This is a genomic window from Xanthomonas fragariae, from assembly GCF_017603965.1.
In the GTDB taxonomy this organism is placed as follows: domain Bacteria; phylum Pseudomonadota; class Gammaproteobacteria; order Xanthomonadales; family Xanthomonadaceae; genus Xanthomonas; species Xanthomonas fragariae_A.
Genome location: NZ_CP071955.1, coordinates 2,686,233 through 2,710,541, shown reverse-complemented (window position 1 = coordinate 2,710,541; position 24,309 = coordinate 2,686,233). Strand labels below are relative to the sequence as shown.

Genomic DNA, 24,309 nt, shown 5'->3' with positions numbered 1-24,309 from the left:
TGGTTCCTCAGAAGCTGGCGAATTGCGATTCGTCGATCGCATCGGCGGTTGCGGCTACCGCGCTGATCTGGCGCACGTTGGTGCGCCGCGGCGGCGCACTGATCGCCGTGCTGGTGCCAGGCGATGCGATCCGGCGCCGGCCCGGCTTGCTGTTACCCGATGTCGTGCTGTGCCCGCCATTGCCGAGCCGGAAGAAGCCCATCAGCTGCTGCAACTGGTCGGCCTGCGCGCTCATTTCTTCCGAGGTTGCTGCCAGTTCTTCGGCATTGGCCGCAGCCGATTGTGTGGTCTGGTTCAACTGGCCGACGGCGGTGTTGATCTGGCCGACACCGGCGGTCTGTTCTTCGGACGCTGCAGCGATTTCCTGCACAAGGTCGGAGGTGCGGCGAATCGAGGGCACCATCTCGCCAAGTACGCGGCCGGCGCTTTCGGCCAATTCCACGCTGGAGCCAGCCACTTCGCCGATTTCCTGCGCGGCGATCTGGCTGCGCTCTGCCAGCTTGCGCACTTCCGCCGCCACCACCGCAAAGCCCTTGCCGTGTTCGCCGGCACGTGCGGCCTCGATGGCGGCATTGAGCGCAAGCAGATTGGTCTGATAGGCGATGTCGTCGATAATGCCGATCTTCTTGGCGATGTCCTTCATTGCGGCCACCGTAGCGCGCACGGTCTCGCCACCGTCCGCCGCTTCGCTGGCGGCCTTGGCGGCCATGCTGTCGGTGACGCGCGCGTTCTCGGTGTTCTGCGCAATGGAGGCGGTCATCTGTTCCAGCGAGGCGCTGGTTTCTTCCACGCCTGCCGCCTGCTCGCTGGCGGCCTGTGCCAGCGCCTGTGCAGTGGAACTGACTTGCTCCGACGCGCTGGCGAGATTTTCGGCGTTGCGATTGACCTCATCGACGATCTCGGTCAAGCGACTCATGGTGGTGTTGACGTAGCGCTGCATGTCGGCGAATGCACCTTCGTAGCGGCCTTCCACGGTATGGGTGAGGTCGCCCTCGGCCATCGCGCCCATGACCTGGATCACTTCTGAAATACTGCGCAGATTGCTGCGCGCACGCTCCACGGTGTCGTTGATGAAGGCTTTCTTGCCCGGTAGCTGTGCAAGCGGTGCATCGAAGTTGCCGCGGCCGAATTCGGCCACCACGCCCATCGCCAGTTTCTTGACCGCGATATGCGCGCCGACCATCTGGTTGATGCCAAGCGCCATGCTGCGGAAATCGCCATCGAAACGTGTGCTGTCGATAATCACATCGATATCGCCGGCTTCGTGTTCGGCCGACATATGGTTGATCTCGCCGATCAGCCCGGTAAGGTTGCCGCGCACCTGTTCGATGGTTTCATTGATGAAGCGCTTCTTGCCCGGCAGCAACGGCAGCTGCGCGGTGAAGTTGCCGCGGCCGAATTCGCTCACGCAGGCAATGGCCTGTTTATTGACTGCGATGTGGCCGGCGACCATCGCGTTGATGCCTTCGGCCATCCGGCGGAAATCACCGGTAAAGCGCTGCGTGTCGATGACCACATCGATATCGCCGGCATCGTGCTCGGTCGACATGCGGTTGACCTCGGCAACCATGCCGGTGAGGTTGCCGCGGATCTGGTCGACCACTTCATTGATGAAGGCTTTCTTGCCTGGCAGACGTTCGAGCTCTGCGGCGAAGTTGCCGCGACCGAACTCGGCCACGCAGGCCATCGCCTGTTTTTTCACTGCGATATGGCTGGCAACCATGCGGTTGATGCCATCGCCCATGGTGCGGAAGTCGCCATCGAAGCGGACCACAGCGATACGCGCGTCGATCTCGCCGGCATCGTGTTCGTGCGAGACCCGGTTGATCTCGTCGTTGACGTGACGGATGCCGCTTTGCAGCTTGCGCAATGCGCGCAGCATGTCGCCGGTACGTTCGTCGCCGACCTGCGGCAAGGCGATATCGAAGTTGCCGCGCGAGAATGCGTCCAGCGTAGTGGTAGCAAGATCCAACGAGTCGTTTGCGATCCGGATTGCCCAGACCAGCAATATACCGCCGACGATCGCCGCAGCGATGCTGGCACCCAGCAATGCAGCATGCGACAGCGTCAGCGCCAAGCAGGCGATGACCACCACAACGGGCAGGGCAAGCGCAAATGCGGCGGTAAACCACAATTGCGTGTTGATTGGCAGACGGTGTGACATGGCGGGAGCTTCCTGGGGTCAGTGAATGACAAACGACGCGGGTTGTAGGGAGCAATACTGCGAACGCTCAGGCCGCCAACGCGTCATGGTTGGGATGCAATTGCTGGATCAGGCTGGGCACATCCAGAATCAGCGCGACATCGCCGCTGCCCAGAATGCTCGAGCCACTGATGCCTTTGACCTGTGCGAAGATCTTGGACAACGGTTTGATTACCGTTTGCCATTCGCCCAGCAGCGTGTCCACAACCAAGCCGAAGCGCTGTGCGCCCTGGCGGATCACCACGATGCTTTCGCGCGTCGGTGTTTTGCCGGCGAGCGCGAACAATTCGCGCAGGCGCACATACGGCAGCACGCTGCCGCGCAGATCGATGTAGTCGCTGGCGTCGTTGGGTGTGAACTCCACGCATTCCTCCACCACATCCAGTGGCACCACGAACACCGATTTGCCGACACCGATCTGGAAGCCATTGATAATGGCCAAGGTCAGCGGCAGCCGCACCGAGATGGTGGTGCCCACGCCGGCAGCGCTGTCGATCTCGACCGTGCCGCGCAACGCGGCGATGTTGCGCTTGACCACGTCCATGCCGACGCCGCGCCCGGACAGATTGGTGACTTTTTCGGCGGTGGAAAATCCCGGCTCGAAAATCATTGCGAACACGTCGCGGTCGTTGAGTTGGCGGCCGGGTTCGATCAGTCCGCGTTCCAGCGCTTTGGCCAGAATGCGGTCGCGGTTCAGGCCGCCCCCGTCGTCGGTGATCTGGATGACGACGCTGCCGGAGTCGTGATACGCGTTGAGCCCGACGGTGCCCCGTGCGGGTTTGCCGCGAGCCACACGTACATCGGCCGGCTCGATGCCGTGGTCCATCGCGTTGCGCACCAGATGGGTGAGTGGGTCGCCGATCTTTTCCACCACCGATTTGTCCAGCTCGGTGTCTTCGCCGGCCACCACCAGTGCGATGTCCTTGCCGAGTTCGCGCGCCACATCGTGCACCACGCGCTGGAACCGGCTAAAGGTGCCGCCGATCTTGACCATGCGCAGTTGCAAGGCGCTTTCGCGCACGTCTTCGACCAGGCCGGCCAGGAGCGAGGCCGATTCCAGCAATTGCGCGTCGCCAGTGCGCTGCGCATTGGCATTGGTGCTGGCCACCGCGATGATGAGTTCGCCGACCAGATCGATCATGCGATCGAGTTTGTCGGCATCAACGCGGATCGAGCTTGCGTCGGTATTGCGTGCGCCGGTGTCAGGTGTTGCACGCGCCGGTGCGGACGCTGCGGCTGGCATTGCTGCGAGCGCGCTGACTGCAGGTGCTGCCAGCACAAGTTCGCTTGCGCGCAGAGCGGCGGCATCGATCGGCGCCGGCACCGCGGCAATCTCCAGGTCGCAATCTTCGCGCACGAACTCGAACACTTCTTCGATCGCGGCGCGGTCGGCATCGCTGCGTAGCAGGATCTGGAAACCGAGATAGTTGGCTTCCGGGTCGAGTTCTTCAAAGCCCGGCAACTGGCTGTAATCGGTGCCGATCGATTCGACCGAACCCAGCCCGCGCAGGTTGCGAATCAGCTTGAGCGGCGAGTTGCCGTAGCGCAATCCATCGGCAGACAATTTCAGCGTGATACGCCAGTAACCGCTCTGTTTTTCAGGCGTGCTGTGCTGGATCGCGGTGGTCGTAATGCCACAGATGCTGACATGCAGATAGGTTTGCAGTTGCGCCAGCAAGGGTTCCGCTTCGGCGGCGAGTGCGGCCGGATCGGCATGGCCTGGATCGGCGGCAGTTTCTACCAGCGCATGGATATGGTCGCAGCACACCAGCAGTAGCCCGATCAGTTCCGAGCTCAGCGTCAGCGCCTCGTCGCGTACCAGGTCCAGCACGCTTTCCACGATGTGGGTGAAGCCGACCAGCTGCGGCAGATCGAATAAGCCACCGGAGCCCTTGATGGTATGCGCGGCACGAAAGATCGCGTTGACTGCGTCCGGCGAAGACTCGCCACGCTCGGCTTCGAGCAGGTGGCGTTCCATGTCTTCGAGCAGATCCCGGCTCTCGGCCAGGAAGGTCTGCATCAGCTGATTCATGTCCATGCGCAGGTCACCAATCCGTTAGTGAATACGCTCGCCGAACCCCGCGATCGCATGCGGGTACAGCGCATCCAGCAAGCCGAGCAGTTCGATCACATCGACCACCGCACGACTGGAATCGGTCAGCGAAAACGGTCGCCCATTGGCCTGGATCGCCTGCTTGGTGGCCAACAGCAACTGCAGGCCGGTGGTGTCGATCTCGCTGACCGCGCCAAGATCCAGATGCAATCCGCCTGGATGCAGCAGTGCCGGCTGCAGCAACGGCTTAAGCTCTGCGGCGCGACGGATGGTCATCTCGCCTTCCAGGACGAGTGTCAGCGGCGCGGGTAGATCGAATAATGGCGTGTTCATTGGTGCCTCAAGCGATGCGATGGCGCACGTGTGTGTATCAGGGCGTGATGAAAGGTCGCGGCGGCGTGGGCTTGCGTGGGCAACTCTGCACATGGAGACATGCCGGTCTATGTCGGTATCGGCCCCCAGCGGGAATGTTTAGGCAAAATTCATCGAAACGACGGATTTTGCTAAGTGCGTCACCGCTTGGGCATTAACTGCTCAGCTTTGTCGTAAGCAGGCTCAGGAGCCGAATGTCCTGGACAGTGTCGCAAGACATATTTCAGTGCCCAGCGTGCTTCAGTTGCTGCGATAGAGCTCAGGCGGGATAACTCCGAATTATCTCGCCTTACATTGGATAAAAAAACGCTCGAACGCTTTATCGATGTTAGGAAAATTGCGGACACGGCACATCGCAACGCGACCGATATCGAGCGCTGTCGCGATCACCTCAAGCGGCGCGGAATCGTTGCTCGGCTCGCCCGCAAAGGGAAAGTTGGGCTGGTTCCACGTATTGGCCGTACCCGGTATCGCGACGACGCGATACACTACGTCGCGGATACGAACGATCTGCTGATCGTAAACCCCCTGATGCAATAGTCATTCGGGAGCACGCTGTTCACTTTCGTTCCAGCTGTGCTCAGTGTCATTTTCGTCGAGGGTCGGTATTAACGCTTGCGACATAGCCTTTGGGCGAACGCTTCACTTGCGCAATCAGTGGCTCGATGCGCTTTCACAGAGAAATGGGGAACTTTTTGCGACGTGTCATATCCGCAATTTTGCCGCCGGTGAGACAATATTCAAAGGGTTTTGTTAGCGGCCCTAAGAGCGGCTAACAAAACTACTGCGCAGCCGTCAGGCGGACGCGGCCGGTGCTCGGAATCCTCATGTACCACTCGTACACTCCGGTTCCTGCGCGCCGTCCACGCCCACCTGACGCTTTTGTTAGCCACTCTAAGTACTCGATTTTCAGAAATGGACGATCACTGCCTCATCCTCAACGGACAACATGTCAGCGCACTGCATCGGCGATGCGATGTGCCCTAACGCATAGGGCGCACCGCTCAGCCACATCAAAAATTTTCTGGATGAAGATAAAGTTTGGCTTGGTTCACCCCGTCGACCTCGAGATATTTGGTGACAACGCGATAGTCAATGCCGCAGATACGAACCAGTCTGCTTATCGCGAACTTCATGCTGCAATAGCCATTGGGGAACCTGCTGTGCACCACGTTTTCAACTGGGCCCAGTGTCCTTCTGGTCGAAGCTCAGTATTGACGCTTGCGACATCGCGGTGGTGTGCTGCGGCTCTGTCGCTTCTTGATACGGTGCCTCCCAGTCGAATGAAATGTTGTAACTCGACGCCTCGGGTTGAGCTGACGACGCAGGTCCCATCACATCTTCCTCTGGCATATCGGGGATCCAGTCGCCTTCAGCCGCCTGCGGCCAACCACCCTCAGGAGTGAGTGGAAACATGGACGAGTAGGACGAGTAGGAAGGCTCCGCCGATTCACCTATGCTTCTGAGGTCGGGCAACTGCATGTTAGGAGGAAATATCTTGCGCAGGTGATTCAGCATGCCTATCGTTTTATTCTTGTAGTCTGCACTCTTCTCATTGGAATAAAGACGCAAATCGTCATTCAACGTTTCGTCGTGCAGGCGCGACGCTATTTTCTCCTTTTTTTTCTTCTTTAGCCAAGCGCTGAATTGCATCAGAAAGAATGACATATTATCGACGAATTTTTTCGGGTTAACGTATTCATTTTCGCGGCAGGACGCCAAAAAATCAGATTTAAATTTCTCGCTGAGTTGGCGGTCGGCTTCGGGAACATCAAACGTACCGCACCTCTTTGCTAAAGCCGTCTTTCCGGTAAGTTTAAAGATCCGCAATTGCTTCAGTGCCGCAACCGACTTTTGACTGCCCGCCATGCGTGCTTTTGCGAAGGCTTTGGCCTCATCCATCAAGGTCTGGGATTGCAGTCTGTGCGTTTCGGAAAATCCCTCTTTATCCTGGGTATGTAGCCATGCACTGAACGCGCGCAAGGCGCGTGCGTACGCTGGGTTATCAGAAAACGCACTCTTGATGAGTTCTTCCGTATCGCCGTCAGCAGCCACATGGTGGCTGTAACTGCGGATCTTTACCGTTCCGTCGGTTGGAGATGCCACTTTAAGCAGCTGCGTCAGTGCCGCGGCCAGACGAGGGCGTTGCGCCCCTTTTTGGAAGTCGCAGGCATCTTCTCTCAGTGCGTCTTCGCCTTGGCCGAGACGGTCTTGCAGACCAGCCTTGTTCTGCTGCCTGAGCCACTCGCTAAAACGTATCAATAAATAGGCGTAGGCTTTTGTGTTGTCCAGCTTGGCCCTTACCTTCTTGGCAATGTCTACAAACTGCGCGATGAGTTCCCTGTCGGCTGGATAGGGTGTATGGAACTTTGACTGCCCCGTCCCGCTCCGAATCTCACCGCTCAGCTGGGCGAACGTGCTGGGCCCATCGCACGGAGTTGATGGCCAATCCACTGGCGCCTGAAGTTCTTCATGAACTGCGACGTCTTCAAAAGCAGACTGGTGCGCTGGTGTCCACTGTGGCTCAGGCGCATCGGCACGCCCACGCGTGGGATGATGCACATGATTGTTTGGGGGCAGATCGTCGTACGGCATCGCGCAGGAGGCAAACGGCATCGATGTGCCGTTTTGACCCAGAATCGCGCCCGATCCCGGCTCCGAATGCACAGCAAATGCCTCGGTGCGACGGCGCTTATTTGGTCGAGCTGTCAGTTCGCCGATGACGCCAGAGGGCGCTGAGGGCGATGGCATTCCGGGCGCAACGGCGCCCGGGCTCGCTTGCCGGGCAGTCGCCTGCTCTGGCACGCTTTGGTAGGTACTCTGGGCATGCGTCCGACCACTACTGCCCTTTGTGCTCCACATTATTTTTCACTCCGCTTCATGATGAAAAAAACGGCTCGTTGTTGGATCTCGTCAAGCTGATACAGCGCAGGAATATCTGCTGAACACCGCCAGTTCTCGCGCATTGGCCCCAATGGTGAACTTGCTTCCCGTCTGGGCGAAGTGCTGCTGATCCAGCTCTCAAGCATTAAGAGCAGCTAACAAAACTACTGCGCCGCCGTCAGGCGGGCGCGGCCGGTGCTCGGAATCGGCATGTACCACGCGTACACTCCGGTTCCTGCGCGCCGTCCGCTCCCGCCTGACGACTGCTCGCTACGGTTTGTTAGCCGCTCTAAAGAGCGTGAACTATTCGGGAACAGGCTGTGGAGTATGTTTCCAGTTGGGCCAGTATCATTCTCGTCGAAGCTCAGTAGTGACGTTATGCGACATAGCGGTGGTGCGCTGCGGCGTCCGGATACATTGCATCCCGGTCGAATATAAACGTGGAACTCTACGACTCGGGCTGGGTTGACCCGGAAGCTCCATCCATTTCCTCCGCGGGCATATTGAGATCCCAGCTGTAAGGCGCCTGCAGCCAACCACCCTCAGGAGCCTGTGGCCAACCACCCTTAGGATGGGGTGGAAACATGGAGGAGTCAGAAGACTCCGCCGACTCAGCTCTGCTTTCGAGGTCGTGCGGCTGCATCTTAAGAGACGACATCTGGCGCACTTGTTCCAGCATGAGTCTAAAAGTACCCGCATAACTTTTGTTTTTGCCAGCGACGTAGAGATTCAAATCGTCATCCAACGTTTGGTCGTGCAAACGCGACGTCATCGGATTCTTTCCTTGCTGCTTTAGCCAGGCGCTGAATTGGCGCGCACGGCCTGACAGCTTACCAGCGTAGCTTTGCCCGTTAGTGTATGTCTGATTGCGGCCCGATGCCACCAAAGTAGCTTCATATTGTTGGCTGAGTTGGTGGTCGCCTTCGTCGATATCACGCGTACTGAGCCTCATCATGCCGGACTTCTTTCCGGTGCTGTAAAAGGCCTCAATCTGCGACAGCGCCTTAACTGCTTTTTGGCTGTTCGGCATGCCCGTGTTTACGAAGGCCTTGGCGTCATCCATCAAGGTCTGGGAGTACAGTCTGCCGGTTTCGCACAATCCCTTTTTACCCTGGTCATGCAGCCATGCACTGAACGCGCGCAATGCTGTGACATAGGGAGTAGCAGAACGCGCGCTTTTGAGGAATGGTTCATCGCTGCCATGAACCTCATAGTGGCGGCAACCCCGGATCTTTACCGTTCCGTGGCTGGTAGATGCAATGGAATGCAGATGCGACAGTGCCGCGTTCAGACAAGAGTTTTTCTTCCCTTTTTTAAAATTAAGAGCCTCACTTTTCAGCTCGCCTTCGCCTTTGCAGAGCAGCTCTTGCAGACTATCCTTGTTCTGTTGCCTGAGCCAAGTGCTAAAACGCATCAACGCATTGGTGTACATTTTCGCGGTGTCGAAGCTGCTCGCTTCCTCCTCAATGCTGTCTACAAACCGCGCGATGAGTGCACTATCGACAGGATAGGGTGATGGCTCGGTCCTGTGTCGAATTGTGTCTCTCAGCTCGGCGAACGGGGTGGGTCCACCGGGCAAGGTTGATGGACGATTTGCTGCCGCCCGAGGTTCTTCATGAACTGCGGCGTTTTCAAAAGCAGGCTGCTGCGCTGTTGCGCCCTGGAGCTCAGGAGCATCAGCAGGCCAAAGCTGAAGATGACTGTTAGGTGGCAGGTCGTCGCAATCCAACGCGAAGGGAAACCGTATCGATGTGCCGTTCGGGGCCGGAGGTGCGCCCGATGCCGGCGTCGAACGCACAGCGGATGCCTCGGTGCGAAGGCGCTTAGTCGGTCGAGCTGCCAGTTCGCCGAGGACGCCGGAGGGCGCTGAGGAAGACGATACTCCGGACGCAACGGTGCCCGCGCCAGCCGGCCGGACAGTGGCCGGCTCTGGCGTGCTTTGATTGGTATGCGTCCGAGGATTGCTGCTCTTGTGGATCTGCATTTTCTTCGCTCCGTTTCGTGATGAAAAAGACGCCTTGTTCCTGGATCTCGCCAAGCTGGTGCGGCTCAGGGATATCCGCTGAGCACCGACAACTAAAGTTGGGGCTGGTTTCACGTGTCGGCCGTGCCCGGTATAGCGCGACGCAATACTCCACGTTGCGGAGACGAACATCTGCCGGTCGTAAACCCCATGATGCAATAGTCATTCGGGAACACGCCGTTCACTATCGTTCCAGTCGAGCCCAGTGTCATTCTCGTCGAAGGTCAATATCGACGCTTGCGGCATAGCGGTGGAGTGATGCCGCTCTGTGGCTTCTGGCTGCACTGCATCCGGGTCGAACGCAAAGCTGGAAATCGACGCCCCAGGCTGGGCGGACAACGAATGCCCCATGAACTGATCAGAAAAGTTATCGAGATCCCAATTGCTTGGATGCGTTTGCGACAAATGCGACAAATTTTGATGCCCCTGCAACAAAACATCTTCTTGATGCAGTGCGCCCCCCCAGTCGAATTCAAGAGGGGGACTCGACGCAGCGGTCTGGGCTGGCCACGCAGGTCCCGTCACCTCCTGCCCGGGCGTATCGGGAATCCAGACGCCTTCAGCCGCCTGCGGCCAACCACCCTCAGGAGTGAGTGGAAATATGTTACTTCTTGCCACGATATCCGTTGCTCCGGCGCGGTAAAAGGCCCGCAGTTGCTTCAGCGCCGACATTGACCTGCTACTGCTCGCTATACGCGTGTTTACGAAGGCCTTGGCGTCATCCATCAAGGTCTGGGAGTGCAGTCTGCCGGTTTCGCACAATCCCTTTTTGCCTTGGTCATGCAGCCATGCACTGAACGCGCGCAACGCGCTTGCCTGCTGGGGTTTAGCAGAAAGCGCAGCATTGATGAATTGTGTATCCTCGTCAGGAGCGTCATGGCGGTGGTAACCCCGGGCCTGTACCGTTCCGTCGGTGGCAACTGCCATGGTACGCAGATGATTCAGTGCCGCGGTCAGAGGATTGCGTTTGTTTCCTTGTTGAAAATTCGAGGCATCCTGTTCCAGCGCTTCTTTGTCTTTGAAAAGCCGTTCCTGCACACTACCTTTGTTCTGCTGTCTGAGCCAATCGCTAAAACGTATCAATGCGTGGCTGTAAACTCTTGTGGTGTTGAAGTTGCTCTTCCCCTTCTGGGCGCCATCTACAAACCGCGCGATGAGTGCCGTGTCGTCTTCATAGGGTGTGTTGGAGCCTGACAACACGGTCCCGTCTCGAATGTCGCCGCTTAGCTTGGCGAACGGGGCTGGCCCACCGGGCAAGGTTGATGGACGATTTGCTGCCGCCCGAGGTTCTTCATGAACTGCGGCGTTTTCAAAAGCAGGCTGCTGCGCTGTTGCGCCCTGGAGCTCAGGAGCATCAGCAGGCCAAAGCTGAAGATGACTGTTAGGTGGCAGGTCGTCGCAATCCAACGCGAAGGGAAACCGTATCGATGTGCCGTTCGGGGCCGGAGGTGCGCCCGATGCCGGCGTCGAACGCACAGCGGATGCCTCGGTGCGAAGGCGCTTAGTCGGTCGAGCTGCCAGTTCGCCGAGGACGCCGGAGGGCGCTGAGGAAGACGATACTCCGGACGCAACGGTGCCCGCGCCAGCCGGCCGGACAGTGGCCTGCTCTGGCGTGCTTTGATTGGTATGCGTCCGAGGATTGCTGCTCTTGTGGATCTGCATTTTTTTCGCTCCGTTTCGTGATGAAAAAGACGCCTTGTTCCTGGATCTCGCCAAGCTGGTGCGGCTCAGGGATATCCGCTGAGCACCGACAACTAAAGTTGGGGCTGGTTTCACGTGTCGGCCGTGCCCGGTATAGCGCGACGCAATACTCTACGTTGCGGAGGCGAACATCTGCCGATCGTAAACTCCATGATGCAATAGTCATTCGGGAACACGCCGTTCACCATCGTTCCAGTCGAGCCCAGTGTGATTCTCGTCGAAGGTCAATATCGACGCTTGCGGCATAGCGGTGGAGTGATGCGGCTCTGTCGCTGCTGGATGCATTGCCTGCCAGTCGAATGGAATGTTGGAAATCGACGCCCCAGGCTGGGCGGACAACGAATGCCCCATGAACTGATCAGAAAAGTCATCGAGATCCCAATTGCTTGGATGCGTTTGCGACAAATTTTGATGCCTCTGCAACAAAACATCTTCTTGATGCAGTACGCCCCCCCAGTCGAATTCAAGAGGGGGACTCGACGCATCGAGCTGGGCTGGCCACGCAGGTCCCGTCACCTCCTGCTCGGGCGTATCGGGAATCCAGACGCCTTCAGCCGCCTGCGGCCAACCACCCTCAGGAGTGAGTGGAAACATGTAGGAATAAGAAGGCTCCGCCGGTTCAGCTCTGCTTCCCAGGTCGGGCAACTGCTCGTCAGGAGGTAACATCGTGCGCACTTGCGTCAGCATGTGTTTCATACAATTGTGGTAATTTGGTGTTTGGCCATAGGTGAAGAGTTTCAAATCGTCATCCAACGTTTGGTCGTGCAAACGCGATGCCATCGGACCCTTTTGGTTCTTCTTTAGCCAAACGATGAATCGCATCAGACGCTCTGACAGCATCCTGCCGTAGGATCTCCCGTCAGCGTATTTGTTATCGAGGCCGGACGCCGAAAAAGCAGCTTTAAATTGCTCGCTGAGTTGGTGGTCGACTTCGTGGATATTACGCCTTTTACTCCTTGCCAAGATATCCGCCGCTCCGGCGCGGTATAAGGCTCGCAGGTGCTTCAGCGCCGACACTGACCTGCTACTGCCCGCCATGCGGGTTTTTACGAAGGCTTGGGCGTCATCCATCAAGGTCTGGGAGTACAGTCTGTCCGTTTCGCACAATCCCTTTTTGCCCTGGGCATGCAGCCATGCACTGAACGCGCGCAACGCGCTTGCCTCATTGGGTTTAGCAGAAAGCGCAGCATTGATGAATTGTGTATCCTCGTCAGGAGCGTCATGGCGGTGGTAACCCCGGGCCTGTACCGTTCCGTCGGTGGCAACTGCCATGGTACGCAGATGCTTCAGTGCCGAGGTCACAAGATTGCGTTTGTTTCCTTGTTGAAAATTCGAGGCATCCTGTTCCAGCGCTTCTTTGTCTTTGAAAAGTCGTTCCTCCACACTACCTTTGTTCTGCTGTCTGAGCCAATCGCTAAAACGTATCAATGCGTGGCTGTAAATTCTTATGGTGTTGAAGTTGCTCTTCCCCTTCTGGGCGCCGTCTACAAACCGCGCGATGAGTGCCGTGTCGGTTGGATAGGGTGTCTTGGAGCCTGACAACACGGTCCCGTCTCGAATGTCGCCGCTTAGCTCGGCGAACGTGGTGGACCCACCGGGCAAGGTTGATGGACGATTTGCTGCCGCCCGAGGTTCTTCATGAACTGCGGCGTTTTCAAAAGCAGGCTGCTGCGCTGTTGCGCCCTGGAGCTCAGGAGCATCAGCAGGCCAAAGCTGAAGATGACTGTTAGGTGGCAGGTCGTCGCAATCCAACGCGAAGGGAAACCGTATCGATGTGCCGTTCGGGGCCGGAGGTGCGCCCGATGCCGGCGTCGAACGCACAGCGGATGCCTCGGTGCGAAGGCGCTTAGTCGGTCGAGCTGCCAGTTCGCCGAGGACGCCGGAGGGCGCTGAGGACGACGATATTCCGGACGCAACGGTGCCCGCGCCAGCCGGCCGGACAGTGGCCTGCTCTGGCGTGCTTTGATTGGTATGCGTCCGAGGATTGCTGCTCTTGTGGATCTGCATTTTTTTCGCTCCGTTTCGTGATGAAAAAGACGCCTTGTTCCTGGATCTCGCCAAGCTGGTGCGGCTCAGGGATATCCGCTGAGCACCGACAACTAAAGTTGGGGCTGGTTTCACGTGTCGTCCGTGCCCGGTATAGCGCGACGCAATACTCTACGTTGCGGAGACGGACATCTGCCGATCGTAAATTCCATGATGCAATAGTCATTTGGGAACATGCCGTTCACCATCGTTGCAGTCGAGCCCAGTGTCATTCTCGTCGAAGGTCAATATCGGCGCTTGCGGCATAGCGGTGGAGTGATGCGGCTCTGTCGCTGCTGGATGCATTGCCTGCCAGTCGAATGGAATGTTGGAAATCGACGCCCCAGGCTGGGCTGACAACGAATGCCCCATGAACTGCTCAGACCCCATGAACTGATCAGAAAAGTTATCGATATCCCAATTGCTTGGATGCGTTTGCGACAAATTTTGATGCCCCTGCGACAAAACATCCGCTTGACGCAGTGCGCCCCCCCAGTCGAATTCAAGAGGGGGACTCGACGCAGCGGGCTGGGTTGGCCACGCAGGTCCCGTCACCTCCTGCTCGGGCGTATCGGGAATCCAGACGCCTTCAGCCGCCTGCGGCCAACCACCCTCAGGAGTGAGTGGAAACATGTAGGAATAAGAATGCTCCGCCGGTTCAGCTCTGCTTCCCAGGTCGGGCAACTGCACGTCAGGAGGCAACATCGTGCGCACTTGCGTCAGCATGTGTTTCATACAATTGCGGTAATTTGGTGACTTGTCATAGGTGAAGAGTTTCAAATCGTCATCCAACGTTTGGTCGTGCAAACGCGATGCCATCGGACCCTTTTGGTTCTTATTTAGCCAAACGCTGAATCGCATCAGACGCTCTGACAGCATCTTGCCGTAGGATCTCCCGTCAGCGTATTTGTTATCGAGGCCGGACGCCGAAAAAGCAGCTTTAAATTGCTCGCTGAGTTGGTGGTCGACTTCGTGGATATCGCGCCTTTTACGCCTTGCCACGATATCCGTTGCTCCGGCACAGTAAAAGGCCTCCAGGTGCTTCAGCGCCGACACTGACCTGCTACTGCTCGCCATGCCGGTTTTTACGAAGGCCTTGGCGTCATCCATCAAGGTCTGGGAGTGCAGTCTGCCGGTTTCGCACAATCCCTTTTTACCCTGGGCATGCAGCCATGCACTGAACGCGCGCAACGCGCTTGCCTGCTGGGGTTTAGCAGAAAGCGCAGCATTGATGAGTTGCGTATCCTCGTCGGGAGCCTGATGGCGGGGGTAACCCCGTAACTTTACCGTTCCGTCGGTGGCAACTGCCATGGTACGCAGCTGATTCAGTCCCGAGGTCAGATAATTACTTTTATACCCTTGTTGAAAATTCGAGGCATCCTGTTCCAGCGCTTCTTTGTCTTTGAAAAGCCGTTCCTGCACACTACCTTTGTTCTGCTGTCTGAGCCAATCGCTAAAACGTATCAAGGCTTGGCTGTAAATTCTTGTGGTGGTGAAGTTGCTATCTCCCTTCTCGGCGCCGTCTACAAACCGCGCGATGAGTGCCGTGTCGGTTGGATAGGGTGTCTTGGAGCCTGACAACACGGTCCCGTCTCGAATGTCGCCGCTTAGCTCGGCGAACGGGGTTGGCCCACGGGGCAAGGTTGATGGACGATTGGCTGCCGCCCGAGGTTCTTCATGAACTGCGGCGTCTTCAAAAACACGCTGCTGCGCTGTTGCGCCCTGGAGCTCAGGTGCATCAGTACGCCAAAGCGGATGATGATGCACATGACTGTTGGGAGGCAGGTCGCCGTACGGCAACGCGGAGGAGGCAAACGGCATCGATGTGCCGTTCGGCGCTGGATGCGCGCCCGATGCCGGCACCAAACGCACAGCAGATGCCTCGGTGCGACGGAGTTTAGTCGGTCGAGCTGTCAGTTCGCCGAGGACGCCGGAGGGCGCTGAGGACGACGATATTCCGGCCGGAGCACCGCCCGGGCTCGCCGGCCAGCCAGTCGGCTGCTCTGGCAGGCTTTGGTAGGTGCTCTGGGCATGCGTCCGACGATTGCTGCTCTTTGGCCTCACCATTTTTTCGCTCCGCTTCATGATGAAAAAGACGGCTTGTTGCTGGATCTTGTCAAGCTGATGCAGCGCAGGGATAGCCGCTGAACACTGCCAGCTCTCCCGCATTTGCCCGGCTGATGAGCTTGCTTTCCATCTGGTCGGAGCGCTGCCGATCCAGCCTTCGATAATCAATTATTTTGATCGATCGATCGCACACCCGGTGCGCAGATGGCGAAGACGTAGCGGGTTTGCCGAACACCAACGTGAGCGTTTAAGGCGCGCGCGCTGGCAACGTTTGTCGAGTGACGGATTGGACCTTGAAGTCATCGGTATAATGACGACGACACCGGACCGTACCGATCACGGCAAGCTCGGCAGCAAGCGGTAGCCGATCGCGACAAGCAAGCCCGACAATAGGGCGTGGCACACCTTTTGGGCTGAGAGCGGCTAACTAAACTACCGCGCTCACCGCCATGCGGGCGCTGCCGGTGCTCGGAATTGGCATGTACCCCGCGTACACTGCTGTTTCTCCGCGCCGTCCGCACCCACTTGACGACTGCTCGCTACGTGATGGGTTGGTGGTCAGGCGGCACGGAGCGGGCGCCGCGCCGTTTGCCTTGGCGGTCTCAGCCAGGCCGACGCCACGCAGCACCGGCTCCGCGCCGCTGATCACCGATGCATCTCATCCCAACGGGCATAACACGCTCTAGCATGTCCATGCCAAATGCGCTCTGTCACTGAGGGTTACCACTGTTGCACATCGTCGTGTCGGCCGTCAGGCTAAGGTTGCCAACCAGCCATCAAGTACGACGTGTAGAGCATGGAAAACCGTAATCAGGAATGGATGCAGGCCGTCACCGAGGCGCTCAGCGATCTGCTGGCTGCACGCGTCGCGCAGGCCACACTGCTGGAAGCCATGCTGGTCTCGCATCCTGACCCAGCCGCGCTCCGAATTGCCTGGGATGAGTTGTCGTCGCAACGCATCGCGTATGTGGCGCATAAGAAAGCACTTGCCGACGACCCGCGTCCGATGGACACCTATACGCTTGAGCAATTCCATGCGTGGGAAGAAAAACTCAGTCGGTATTTTCCGCGCGACTCGAGTGCGGGAATTGAAGATGCTTGAGTGCGCCGATCAAACAAACACAGGGTCTTGATACAAAGGGCTTAGGCCGGAATGGCTGATGGGCATCGTCGATGTCCGGGCCTGACGTCATTGTAATGCCGAGGCGGGTGATGGCTCCGGCATTGCGGTGCTGTCAATTGTTTCGAGCAGCGACCAGCGCTCCTTAATAATGGGTTGCAGCAGGTCGTCCCTGTTCCAGTGCGGGAATAGATGCAGTACCGGTTCGTTGGTCCATTGCGCGCGGCAAGTACCTGTAGTTGTCCTTGGGAAACCGCTCTGGTGCGTCCGCACGGGATAGGCGAAGTGGTGTAGTGCTGCGTTATATGAGTTGCTTGTTCACTTGCGCGGTGCTGGCACGATGATCGATCGCGCTGGTGTGCTCCCTGTCCTGCATGGGTCAGCTTCGGGGTAGAAGCGCAGGCCATTGCCTTCCAACGAAGTATTCTGGCGCTGCAAGCCTGCCGCGCGCGGGAAACCCATCTTCAAGACTGGTCATGCCGATCTCGACGCTTGCGGGCGTACTGGACGCTTGCGCGGAGGTGACGATTTGCTCTCGATCGTGCAACTAGCGCGCGCTGGCCGGCAGCCGTGGCAAGGCCGGAAACGCGCGCTGCATGCAGTCGCTGCGTTCGCAGCTCAGGCAACCCGGGCCGATCGGCACTGCATCGTCCACCGCATCCAGATCCCAGCCGCGCGCATACACCAGTTGATCGGCATGGCGCAGATCGCAGCCCATCGCCAAGGCAAAGGTTTTGCGCGGGCGGCCATATCCGGGTGCGCCGCTGCTGACCTGGCGGGCCAGCCAGAAATAGCGGCGGCCGTCGGGCATGCGCGCGATTTGGGTGAGGATGCGGTCGGGCTGGTTGAAGGCTTCGTAGACGATCCAGAGCGGGCAGGCACCGCCGACATGCGAGAAGTGAAAGTCGGTGGCCGAGTGACGCTTGGACACATTTCCGGCGCGATCCACGCGCATGAAGAAAATCGGCAACCCGGCGGCGCCGCGGCGCTGCAAGGTGCTGAGCCGATGGCAGACCGCTTCGAAACCCACGCCGAAGCGGTCGGCCAGCCATTCGATGTCGTAGCGCGAGGTCTGCGCGCTGTGCAGGAATTGGCTATACGGCATCACCAGCGCGCCAGCGAAATAATTCGACAACCCAATGCGCGACAACGCGATGCGTTCGGCGTCTTCGAAGCCCGCATCGGCGATGCGCGCTTCCAGCAGTGGTGCGCATTCCAGCAATGCCAACTGCACTGCCATCTGAAACGCCTGCTGGCCGGGACGTAGGTGAGCGGGCAGCCACAGCACGCGCGCCTGCGCATCCACGCTGCGTTTGTCGCTGTGCAGGTCGGTGGATTCGTGCACCAGCAGGCCGTGGCGGTCGGCCAAGCGTTGGCGTAGCCGCAACGGCAGATTTTCCGGAGTCAAGCCGAGTTCGGCGTACAGCGATTCGGCGCGCTCATCCAGCTCGGGCAAATAGTTGTGCGCACGGTTGAAGTAATCGCGTACCTGTTCGCCAGGCGACAGCAAGGGCATCGCCGCATGGTCGATACCGATCTGCAGTTCCAGCGCGGCATTGCGTTCGCGCAGGTGCCGGTGGGCGCGGTGCAGGTCCAATAGTGCTTGGGCCACCTGCGGCAGGTTGCCGGTGAGCACGCGCAGCTCGGCGGCCGACAGACTGTGGCCGAGGCTGCGCAGCGACGCGTCCAGCGGCTCGACCAGGGCGGCCGGGTCGTCCACATCCAGCAATCCGTCCAGATCGCCCAGGGCTGTCTTGAGTCGCTGCTGGATCGCCAGTGTCAGCGGCCGCTGATTGCGCTCGATCTGGTTCAGGTAGCTCGGCGACAGGCCAAGCCGGCGTGCCAATTCGGCTTGGGTCAAGCCGTGGCGCACACGTAGTCGTTGCAGGCGCAGACCGAGCTGGCGCCGAAGTTGGGGCTGCGACTGTGGCATTTGCAAGATTCGCAAAATTGTGGAACCAGCTTAGCGCGATTAAGCAATCTGCGGCTGGGAATGCTGGGTTGGGGTGCGAACAATGCGAAGCCATAGCCTTTTGCGGCTCGATCCCCCTGAAATGAGCGAGCCCTGCGATGCGTGATTCGGTCCCCCGCATGTGCCTATTGATCGATGGCCAGTTCGTGGTCTCCGCCAGCACGCACTGGCAGGACGTAGTGAACCCGGCCGATCAATCTCTGCTGGCGCAGGTACCGTTCGCCACCATCAGCGAGGTGGATGCGGCGGTGGCTGCGGCCAGGCAAGCGTTCGTCAGCTGGCGCAAAACGCCGATCGGCACGCGTGCGCGCATCTTCCTCAAATACCAGCAGTTGATCCGCGAACATCTGCCCGCGTTGGCCGCGCTGCTGAGCGCCGAGCAGGGCAAGACACTGGCCGATGCCGAAGGCGATGTGTTCCGCGGGTTGGAAGTGGTGGAGCACGCCGCGGCGATCGGCAATCTGCAACTGGGCGAGCTGGCCAACAACGTTGCCAACGGCGTGGACACCTACAGCCTGCTGCAGCCGCTGGGCGTGTGCGCGGGCATCACCCCGTTCAACTTCCCGGCGATGATTCCGTTGTGGATGTTTCCGATGGCCATCGCCACCGGCAACACCTTCGTGCTCAAGCCGTCCGAACAGGACCCGATGGTGACCATGCGGCTGGTGGAACTTGCCTTGCAGGCCGGCATTCCCAAGGGCGTGCTCAATGTCGTGCACGGCGGGGAAGAGGTAGTCAACGCGCTGTGCGATCACCCGCAGATCAAGGCGCTGTCGTTTGTCGGCTCGACCAAGGTCGGCACGCACGTCTATCAACGCGCGTCGCTGGCCGGCAAGCGCGTGCAATGCATGATGGGCGCGAAGAATCATGCCGTGGTGCTGCCGGACGCCAATCAGGAACAGACCCTCAACGCGATGGTCGGTGCCGCGTTCGGCGCCGCCGGACAGCGCTGCATGGCGGCCTCCACATTGGTGTTGGTGGGCCAAGCGCGGCAGTGGATTCCCGCGCTGGTGGCCAAGGCCAAGACCTTGAAGCTGGGTGCCGGCACCGCGCCGGGCACCGATGTGGGCCCGCTGATTTCCTGTGCGGCACGCGAGCGTGTGGAAGGGCTGATCGCCGCCGGCGTAGAGCAGGGCGCCACCTTGGAACTGGATGGGCGTGCGCCGCACGTGCCGGGATTGGAGCAAGGCAACTTCGTCGGCCCGACGATTTTCTCGGGCGTCAAACCTGGCATGCGCATCTACGACGAAGAAATTTTCGGCCCGGTGCTGGTGATTCTGGAGGCGGCCACGCTGGACGAGGCCATTGCCCTGGTCAACGCCAATCCCAACGGCAACGGCACCGCGTTGTTCACGCAGTCCGGTGCAGCTGCGCGGCGGTTTCAGGAAGACATCGACGTGGGCCAGGTCGGCATCAACGTGCCGATTCCGGTGCCGGTGCCGCTGTTTTCGTTCACAGGTTCGCGCGCCTCCAAGCTCGGCGATCTCGGCCCGTATGGCAAGCAGGTGGTGATGTTTTACACCCAGACCAAGACCGTGACCGCGCGCTGGTTCGACGACGACACGCTGGGCCACGGCGTCAACACCACTATCTCTCTCAAATAACCGATAGACCACCATGAACGCAGCCATCCATCTACCGGCCAATGCCGCCGATTTGAACGACGAGCAACAGGCGTTCCGCGCCGCTGCACGCGAGTTTGCCGACAAGGAATTCGCCCCGCATGCTGCGCGCTGGGATGCGGAAAGCCACTTCCCGCGTGAGGCGATCGCCAAGGCCGCGGAGCTGGGTTTTTGCGGTCTTTATACCGACGAAGGCGTGGGAGGTCTGGGAATGCGTCGGCTCGATGCGGCGGTAGTGTTCGAAGAGCTCGCCACGGTCGACCCGTCCACCTCGGCCTTCATCAGCATTCACAATATGGTGGCATGGTTTATCGCCAGCTACGGTACTGACGCGGTGCGCGCGCAGTGGGGCGAAGCGATGACCAGCGGCGTCAAGCTCGGTTCGTATTGCCTGACCGAACCGGGGGCCGGCTCGGATGCGGCATCGCTCAAAACACGCGCGCAGCGGGACGGCGACAGCTATGTGCTCAACGGCAGCAAGGCCTTCATTTCCGGCGCCGGTGCCACCGATGTGCTGGTGGTGATGGCGCGCACTGGCGAAGACGGCGCGCGTGGGATCAGTGCGTTTGTCGTGCCTGCCGATGCCCCGGGCATCAGCTACGGCCGCAAGGAAGAAAAGATGGGCTGGAACAGCCAGCCCACGCGCGGGGTGACTTTCGAAAACCTGCGTATCCCGGTCGGCAATCTGCTTGGCAAGGAAGGCGAAGGCTTCAAGATGGCGATGAAGGCACTGGACGGTGGCCGCATCAATATCGCGGCGTGTTCGCTGGGCGCGGCGCAAGGCGCACTGGACGCGGCGCGTCGCTACATGGGCGAGCGTTGCCAATTCGGCAAGAAACTCGCAGATTTTCAGGCGCTGCAGTTCAAACTGGCCGACATGGCTACCCAGTTGGTGGCCGCCCGGCAGATGGTGCACACCGCTGCACGCAAGCTCGATGCCGGCAGCCACGATGCCGCCGTGTGGTGCGCAATGGCCAAGCGCTTCGCCACCGATGCCGGCTTTGCGATCTGCGACGACGCACTGCAGATCCATGGCGGCTACGGCTATATCCGCGAGTATCCGATCGAGCGGCTGCTGCGCGACAGCCGCGTGCATCGCATCCTGGAAGGCACCAACGAAGTGATGCGCATGATCATTGCGCGTCATCTGCTAAACGGCGAGGAGGAACTGCGATGAGCGATTGGGAAGGGCGTCTCCATACCGGTCTGCAGGTCGAACGCGATGGCCATGTCGCCATCGTTACCTTGCGCAATCCGCCGGCCAACACCTGGACCGTGCACAGCCTTGCAGCGCTGCGCGATCTGGTGCAAGCACTGGATGCCGACCGCCGCATCTACGCACTGGTCATCACCGGCGCAGGCGAAAAATTTTTCAGCGCCGGGGCCGACCTCAAGCAGTTTGCCGATGGCGACAAGGCCAACGCGCGCGAAGCGGCGCGGCGGTTTGGCCAAGCGTTCGAGGCGTTGAGCGCGTTCCGTGGCGTCTCGATTGCGGCGATCAACGGCTATGCGATGGGCGGCGGGCTGGAATGCGCCTTGGCCTGCGATCTGCGTATTGCCGAGCAGCACGCGCAAATGGCCTTGCCAGAAGCCAGCGTCGGCCTGTTGCCGTGCGCCGGTGGTACCCAGAATCTGCCGCGCCTGGTCGGCGAAGGCTGGGCCAAGCGCATGATCCTGCTCGGTGAGCGCATCGATGCGGCAACCGCGCAACGCATCGGGCTGGTGGAAGAAGTCGTTGGCACGGGGGAGGCGCGTGCGCATGCCATTGCCTGGGCGCAGCGTGCCGGCACGCAAAGTCCGGTGAGTGTGGCTGCATGCAAGCGTCTGGTGCAGTCCACCCGCCACGCCACGCACGCCGCTGCGCTGATTGCAGAGCGCGAAGCCTTCGTCGATCTGTTCGAGCAGGCCGATCAAGCCGAGGGTGTGGCAGCGTTTCTGGAAAAACGCACGCCACAGTGGAGCGATCGCTGATGGTGGGCGTGAGCGCAACCGAAGCAGCGCCGGTCCTGTTCGAGCAGCGCAACTGCGTTGATGGACATCGCATCGGCATTGCCACGTTGAACGCACCTAGGACGCTCAACAGCTTGTCGTTGCAGATGACGCGTCTGCTGGATGCGCAGCTGCGCGCCTGGGCCGACGAGGCGCGGATTGCCTGTGTGGTGTTGCGCGGCGCAGGCGAAAAAGCGTTCTGCGCTGGCGGCGATCTGCATGGGTTGTACCAGAGCATGCGTGCGCATCGCGATGCGGTGCCCGATGTGCAGCGGCGCCGCATGCAACCAGCCGACAATGCGCACGTAGCAGCGTTTTTCGAAGAAGAATATCGGCTCGACCATCGCATCCACACTTACCCGAAGCCACTGCTTTGCTGGGGCCATGGCATCGTCATGGGCGGTGGCATCGGCTTGATGTCTGGTGCCAGCCATCGCGTGGTCACCGAGCGCTCGCGTCTGGCCATGCCCGAGATCAGCGTCGGCCTGTTTCCTGATGTTGGCGGCAGCTGGTTACTGCGCCGTGTTCGGCAGGGTGCAGGGCTGTTCCTGGCGCTTACCGGTGCGTGGCTGGATGCCAGCGATGCCATCTATGCCGGGCTGGCAGATGTGCGTCTGGAGCATGTGCAGTACGCCGCCGTGCTGGATGTCTTGAGCGCGCATACCTGGACCGGCAATGCCGAAGACGATCGCAGTCGGCTCAGTGCTGTTTTGCATGGTATTGCGCAACCGTTGGAGCCGGGTCCGCTGCAAGTGCATGCCGCCCTGATCGAACAACTGGTGGCCGGTGAAACGGTGGATCGGGTCGTCGCTGCAATTCTGGCAGTGCAAAGCGAGGACAACTGGCTGCAGGCGGCGCGTGCGACCTTGGCAGCCGGCGCACCGGGCTCGGCGCGACTGGCTTGGGAGCTGCAGCGCCATCCCGGCACCTCGACACTGGCCGACACGTTTCGCACCGAATACGTGGTTGCCCTGCACGCCGCTGCGCATGGCGATTTTGCCGAAGGCATCCGCGCGTTGTTGATCGACAAGGACCGCCAACCGCAGTGGCAACCAGTGTCGCTGGCCCAGGCGGATGCGCGCTGGGCTGCGCATTTCTTCGCTACGCCGTGGCCGGCCGCGCAGCATCCGCTTGCCGATCTTGGTACGCCTGATCTTGGTGAACGCTGAGATGAGCAAGATCGCTTTTATCGGCCTGGGCAATATGGGCGGGCCGATGGCCGCCAACCTGATCAAGGCCGGGCATCAGCTGCGGGTGTTCGATCTGTTGCCAGCTGCACTGGACGCCGCTACGGCAGCCGGCGCCTACGCCGCGAACTCGGCAGCCGACACCTTGGCCGACGCCGAGATCGTCATTTCGATGTTGCCTGCCAGCCGACATGTGGAAGGCCTGTATCTGGGCGAGGCCGGCGTCCTGGCGCAGATTCCCGACGGGGCGTTGGTCATCGACTGCAGCACCATCGCACCGGTTTGCGCACGCAAGGTCGCCGAAGCCGCACAGGCACGCGGGCTGGCGATGCTCGATGCGCCGGTTTCTGGCGGCACTGCGGGCGCAGCGGCAGGCAGCCTGACCTTTATCGTCGGCGGCGAAGGTGAAATGCTCGAGCGCGCCCGGCCGGTATTGCAGGCGATGGGCAAGAACATCTTCCACGTCGGCGACAACGGTGCTGGTCAGGTCGCCAAACTGTGCAACAACATGGCATTGGGGGTGATCATGGCCGCCACCGGCGAGGCGCTTGCGCTCGGCGTTGCGCAAGGGTTGGACCCGGCCGTGCTGTCCCAGATGATGGCAGTCAGTACCGGGCGTAGCTGGGCTACCGAAGTGTGCAACCCGTGGCCGGGCGTGCTGCCCAATGCACCGGCATCGCGCGGCTATCGCGGCGGCTTCGGCAACGACCTGATGCTCAAGGATCTAGGTTTGGTCGCTGAGTCAGCAGTGCAGGCCGGCGTGTCGATTCCACTCGGTGAGCTGGCACGCAATCTCTATGCGATGAACAGCCAGGCTGGTAACGGCGCACTGGATTTTTCCAGCGTGATCAAGTTAGTGGCCAAGGTGTAGTGATCGAACCATTGCGCTTGCCAGCAGGCGGGCGCTGCCGTCGCGCGGCACGGCATGGACTACCCGCAGCCCCGGTTTCTGAGTGCGCCGTTTTCGCCTACGCGCACGTTTGCTCGCCATGTCTTGTTTGCCACGCGCGGGCGTGGTGCATGCGATAGCCGGCTGCGTTGGCGGTGTTATCACGCAGGAGCGTGACTAGCGCCGCGCCATGCCCAGATTTC

The 24,309-nt window shown here is 59.9% G+C and carries 16 protein-coding genes, 3 other RNA genes and 2 pseudogenes; 9 read left to right on the top strand and 12 right to left on the bottom strand.

Annotated features, from left to right (window positions below):
- Positions 1–7: 7 nt before the first annotated feature.
- The 5 genes and pseudogenes from J5I97_RS12735 to J5I97_RS20595 all read right to left on the bottom strand — a co-directional run.
- A complete protein-coding gene (locus tag J5I97_RS12735; protein ID WP_208586909.1) occupies positions 8–2,164 on the bottom strand; it encodes a methyl-accepting chemotaxis protein in 2,157 nt (718 codons plus the stop codon).
- Positions 2,165–2,231: 67 nt separating this feature from the next.
- Complete coding sequence (locus J5I97_RS12730; RefSeq protein ID WP_208586907.1) at positions 2,232–4,241, bottom strand: chemotaxis protein CheA; 2,010 nt, start codon at positions 4,239–4,241, stop codon at positions 2,232–2,234.
- A gap of 18 nt (positions 4,242–4,259) precedes the next feature.
- Positions 4,260–4,589, bottom strand: a complete 330-nt coding sequence (locus tag J5I97_RS12725) for an STAS domain-containing protein (protein WP_208586906.1) — start codon at positions 4,587–4,589, stop codon at positions 4,260–4,262.
- Positions 4,590–4,907: 318 nt separating this feature from the next.
- The gene (locus J5I97_RS12720) at positions 4,908–5,165 is read right to left on the bottom strand and encodes a hypothetical protein (RefSeq protein ID WP_208586903.1); all 258 of its coding nucleotides are present in this window, start codon (positions 5,163–5,165) and stop codon (positions 4,908–4,910) included.
- 88 nt (positions 5,166–5,253) lie between these two features.
- A pseudogene (locus J5I97_RS20595) lies at positions 5,254–5,337 on the bottom strand (IS5/IS1182 family transposase); the annotation flags it as partial.
- A 118-nt stretch (positions 5,338–5,455) separates the two neighbouring features.
- Between J5I97_RS20595 and J5I97_RS12715 the strand changes: the two are divergent.
- Positions 5,456–5,519: non-coding RNA, sX9 sRNA (locus J5I97_RS12715), on the top strand.
- 285 nt (positions 5,520–5,804) lie between these two features.
- Here the strand turns inward: J5I97_RS12715 and J5I97_RS12710 are convergent.
- Positions 5,805–7,490, bottom strand: a complete 1,686-nt coding sequence (locus tag J5I97_RS12710) for a hypothetical protein (RefSeq protein ID WP_238135524.1) — start codon at positions 7,488–7,490, stop codon at positions 5,805–5,807.
- A gap of 231 nt (positions 7,491–7,721) precedes the next feature.
- Here J5I97_RS12710 and J5I97_RS12705 point away from each other — a divergent pair.
- Positions 7,722–7,797: non-coding RNA, sX9 sRNA (locus J5I97_RS12705), on the top strand.
- Between the two features lie 162 nt (positions 7,798–7,959).
- On the opposite strand, the gene J5I97_RS12700 is transcribed toward J5I97_RS12705, so the two are convergent.
- The 4 genes from J5I97_RS12700 to J5I97_RS12685 all read right to left on the bottom strand — a co-directional run bounded on the left by J5I97_RS12700 (position 7,960) and on the right by J5I97_RS12685 (position 15,495).
- Positions 7,960–9,240 carry a hypothetical protein gene (locus tag J5I97_RS12700; RefSeq protein WP_208586901.1) on the bottom strand — a complete coding sequence of 427 codons (1,281 nt, stop codon included), beginning with the start codon at positions 9,238–9,240 and terminating at the stop codon, positions 7,960–7,962.
- A 456-nt stretch (positions 9,241–9,696) separates the two neighbouring features.
- Positions 9,697–10,941 (bottom strand): hypothetical protein, encoded by a 1,245-nt coding sequence (locus J5I97_RS12695; RefSeq protein ID WP_208586899.1) that lies wholly within the window; start codon positions 10,939–10,941, stop codon positions 9,697–9,699.
- A 456-nt stretch (positions 10,942–11,397) separates the two neighbouring features.
- The gene (locus J5I97_RS12690) at positions 11,398–13,242 is read right to left on the bottom strand and encodes a hypothetical protein (RefSeq protein WP_208586897.1); all 1,845 of its coding nucleotides are present in this window, start codon (positions 13,240–13,242) and stop codon (positions 11,398–11,400) included.
- A 201-nt stretch (positions 13,243–13,443) separates the two neighbouring features.
- Complete coding sequence (locus J5I97_RS12685) at positions 13,444–15,495, bottom strand: hypothetical protein (RefSeq protein ID WP_208586895.1); 2,052 nt, start codon at positions 15,493–15,495, stop codon at positions 13,444–13,446.
- Between the two features lie 311 nt (positions 15,496–15,806).
- Here J5I97_RS12685 and J5I97_RS12680 point away from each other — a divergent pair.
- Positions 15,807–15,891: non-coding RNA, sX9 sRNA (locus J5I97_RS12680), on the top strand.
- A gap of 232 nt (positions 15,892–16,123) precedes the next feature.
- On the top strand, positions 16,124–16,429 hold the full coding sequence (locus tag J5I97_RS12675) for a hypothetical protein (protein ID WP_208586893.1): 306 nt from the start codon (positions 16,124–16,126) through the stop codon (positions 16,427–16,429).
- A 171-nt stretch (positions 16,430–16,600) separates the two neighbouring features.
- Here the strand turns inward: J5I97_RS12675 and J5I97_RS20590 are convergent.
- A pseudogene (locus J5I97_RS20590) lies at positions 16,601–16,700 on the bottom strand (DUF4982 domain-containing protein); the annotation flags it as partial.
- A gap of 294 nt (positions 16,701–16,994) precedes the next feature.
- Positions 16,995–18,380 (bottom strand): helix-turn-helix domain-containing protein, encoded by a 1,386-nt coding sequence (locus tag J5I97_RS12670; RefSeq protein ID WP_208586891.1) that lies wholly within the window; start codon positions 18,378–18,380, stop codon positions 16,995–16,997.
- Between the two features lie 137 nt (positions 18,381–18,517).
- On the opposite strand from J5I97_RS12670, the gene J5I97_RS12665 reads away from it, so the two are divergent.
- Genes J5I97_RS12665 through mmsB form a run of 5 tightly spaced genes read left to right on the top strand, consistent with a single transcriptional unit; the run spans position 18,518 to position 24,088 of the window.
- Complete coding sequence (locus J5I97_RS12665; RefSeq protein WP_208586889.1) at positions 18,518–20,023, top strand: CoA-acylating methylmalonate-semialdehyde dehydrogenase; 1,506 nt, start codon at positions 18,518–18,520, stop codon at positions 20,021–20,023.
- 13 nt (positions 20,024–20,036) lie between these two features.
- A complete protein-coding gene (locus J5I97_RS12660) occupies positions 20,037–21,218 on the top strand; it encodes an acyl-CoA dehydrogenase family protein (RefSeq protein ID WP_208586888.1) in 1,182 nt (393 codons plus the stop codon).
- Positions 21,215–22,012, top strand: coding sequence for an enoyl-CoA hydratase (locus J5I97_RS12655; protein ID WP_208586887.1), 798 nt, complete (start codon positions 21,215–21,217; stop codon positions 22,010–22,012). Before J5I97_RS12660 ends, J5I97_RS12655 begins: the two co-directional genes overlap by 4 nt.
- Positions 22,012–23,199, top strand: a complete 1,188-nt coding sequence (locus tag J5I97_RS12650) for an enoyl-CoA hydratase/isomerase family protein (RefSeq protein ID WP_208591728.1) — start codon at positions 22,012–22,014, stop codon at positions 23,197–23,199. The genes J5I97_RS12655 and J5I97_RS12650 overlap by 1 nt, the downstream gene beginning before the upstream one ends.
- A 1-nt stretch (position 23,200) precedes the next feature.
- A complete protein-coding gene (gene mmsB / locus J5I97_RS12645; RefSeq protein WP_208586886.1) occupies positions 23,201–24,088 on the top strand; it encodes a 3-hydroxyisobutyrate dehydrogenase in 888 nt (295 codons plus the stop codon).
- Positions 24,089–24,309 lie beyond the last annotated feature (221 nt).

Bases quoted from the DNA above. Each gene is read 5' to 3' on its own strand.
- J5I97_RS12735 (WP_208586909.1), bottom strand. From the start codon at position 2,164: ATGTCACACCGTCTGCCAATCAACACGCAATTGTGGTTTACCGCCGCA.
- J5I97_RS12650 (WP_208591728.1), top strand. From the start codon at position 22,012: ATGGTGGGCGTGAGCGCAACCGAAGCAGCGCCGGTCCTGTTCGAGCAG.
- J5I97_RS12670 (WP_208586891.1), bottom strand. From the start codon at position 18,380: ATGCCACAGTCGCAGCCCCAACTTCGGCGCCAGCTCGGTCTGCGCCTG.
- J5I97_RS12675 (WP_208586893.1), top strand. From the start codon at position 16,124: ATGGAAAACCGTAATCAGGAATGGATGCAGGCCGTCACCGAGGCGCTC.
- J5I97_RS12665 (WP_208586889.1), top strand. From the start codon at position 18,518: ATGCGTGATTCGGTCCCCCGCATGTGCCTATTGATCGATGGCCAGTTC.
- J5I97_RS12730 (WP_208586907.1), bottom strand. From the start codon at position 4,241: ATGGACATGAATCAGCTGATGCAGACCTTCCTGGCCGAGAGCCGGGAT.
- J5I97_RS12725 (WP_208586906.1), bottom strand. From the start codon at position 4,589: ATGAACACGCCATTATTCGATCTACCCGCGCCGCTGACACTCGTCCTG.
- J5I97_RS12690 (WP_208586897.1), bottom strand. From the start codon at position 13,242: ATGCAGATCCACAAGAGCAGCAATCCTCGGACGCATACCAATCAAAGC.
- mmsB (WP_208586886.1), top strand. From the start codon at position 23,201: ATGAGCAAGATCGCTTTTATCGGCCTGGGCAATATGGGCGGGCCGATG.
- J5I97_RS12660 (WP_208586888.1), top strand. From the start codon at position 20,037: ATGAACGCAGCCATCCATCTACCGGCCAATGCCGCCGATTTGAACGAC.
- J5I97_RS12655 (WP_208586887.1), top strand. From the start codon at position 21,215: ATGAGCGATTGGGAAGGGCGTCTCCATACCGGTCTGCAGGTCGAACGC.
- J5I97_RS12710 (WP_238135524.1), bottom strand. From the start codon at position 7,490: ATGTGGAGCACAAAGGGCAGTAGTGGTCGGACGCATGCCCAGAGTACC.